At 45.1% G+C, this 1,143-nt stretch carries 2 protein-coding genes; both read left to right on the forward strand.

The window, feature by feature from the left end; translation table 11 throughout:
• The coding region (locus R7P72_RS25300; RefSeq protein WP_318110998.1) for a helicase C-terminal domain-containing protein at positions 1-902 on the forward strand (902 nt) is incomplete at its 5' end.
• A 14-nt stretch (positions 903-916) separates the two neighbouring features.
• On the forward strand, positions 917-1,143 hold a 227-nt coding region (locus R7P72_RS25305), incomplete at its 3' end, for a TSUP family transporter (RefSeq protein WP_318110999.1).

Below are 1,143 nucleotides of genomic sequence, written 5' to 3' on the forward strand. Positions count from 1 at the left end.
ACCTCGCTCAAGTTTGGCATTTAATGGCAGAGCCAACACGAGAAAAAGGAGCGCCTTTAGCGAGATGGCTAGAAACTCACCCCGATCGTGAAGGCGATTTTATTGTGAGCGTATCCCCTCTTGAGATCGGATGGCAGCTAGACCAACAGATTTGGAGTCGTTGTATTGGTGCCGTATTAGTTTCAGCAACAATGCGAGCGTTGAACTCTTTCCACTATTTTTGCCATCAAGTAGGCATTGATGGCAAGCCAGAATCTGGGACTCAGTTTTTGGCACTCGCTTCGCCTTTTGATTATCAAAACCAAGCTGAGTTACTCATACCTGCAATGAAGTACGAACCATCGGCACCTCAGTTTACTGAATATCTTATTGAGATCTTGCCTAAGTACTTAGAAGACAAAAAGGCCAACTTGGTATTATTCTCCTCTTACTGGCAGATGAACCAAGTCGCAGAAGCGCTGTCTTCAGAGTTCATAAAACGAGGCTGGGCTTTGCAAGTACAAGGCGAAAGTTCTCGTCAAGAAATTCTAAAAAAACATAAAAAGCTTGTAGAAACAAACAAAACCAGCGTTCTCTTTGGTACAGGAAGCTTTTCGGAAGGACTCGATTTGCCAGGAGAGTTACTGGAAAACTTAGTGATCACCAAAATTCCATTTGGTGTTCCTACCTCTCCAGTAGAACAAGCGCATTCAGAATACATAGAAAAGAAAGGCGGCAACCCGTTTATGCAAATCACTGTACCTGATGCGAGCAAAAAGCTGATCCAGAGCGTGGGCCGCCTACTGCGTAAAGAACGAGATTCTGGTAGAGTGACCATTCTGGATCGACGCCTCGTAACCAAAAGATACGGGCAAGCACTTATCGACTCACTGCCGCCATTTAAACGAAAAATAGAATATTAGAAGAATAAGAATTTATGGAAATGATAGAGCCGACAATGCTGTTGGTGTTGGCGCTAGTCGCTTTTGTTGCTGGATTTATTGACGCAGTCGCAGGTGGTGGAGGGATGCTAACCGTCCCTGCTTTGCTGTCTTTGGGGCTTCCTCCTCACATTGCTTTGGGGACGAACAAGTTGGCTGCTACCTTTGCATCGTCAACTGCCGCATTCACTTACTACAAAAAACGCTTGTTCAAACCTCAGTG

This window comes from Vibrio sp. Vb0888, assembly GCF_033338835.1.
Taxonomy (GTDB): domain Bacteria; phylum Pseudomonadota; class Gammaproteobacteria; order Enterobacterales; family Vibrionaceae; genus Vibrio; species Vibrio alginolyticus.